General features: G+C 62.5%; 1 protein-coding gene. It reads right to left on the bottom strand.

Annotation, left to right across the window (positions count from 1 at the left end; translation table 11 throughout):
• Positions 1–129: 129 nt before the first annotated feature.
• Positions 130–301 (bottom strand): aminotransferase class I/II-fold pyridoxal phosphate-dependent enzyme (locus AC0L15_RS33285; protein WP_473498430.1); only part of this gene is annotated, 172 nt, incomplete at its 5' end.

Here is a 301-nt window from a genome sequence, read left to right as displayed (position 1 = left end):
TCCGGCACCGGCACTTCTTCCATCCAGATGCCCGGCTCGGCCTTGGCCTTGACCAGCGCCTTCATCATGTTCGACATTCTTTTGTCCCTTGAAACTCTTGATCCGGAATCGCTTTTCGGTTCCGGTCGTTCAGGAAATCACACCAAGTTCGCGCCCGACCGCGCCGAACGCCTCGACCGCGCGGTCGATGTCGGCGCTGGAATGGGCGGCCGACATTTGCGTGCGGATGCGCGCCTGGCCCTTCGGCACCACCGGAAACGAGAAGCCGATGACATAGATGCCGCGCTGCAGCATGCGCGCC

This window comes from Mesorhizobium sp. WSM4846 (assembly GCF_055811415.1).
The sequence above is the reverse complement of the archived record's forward strand: the minus strand, read 5'-3'. Positions and strand labels throughout refer to the sequence as shown.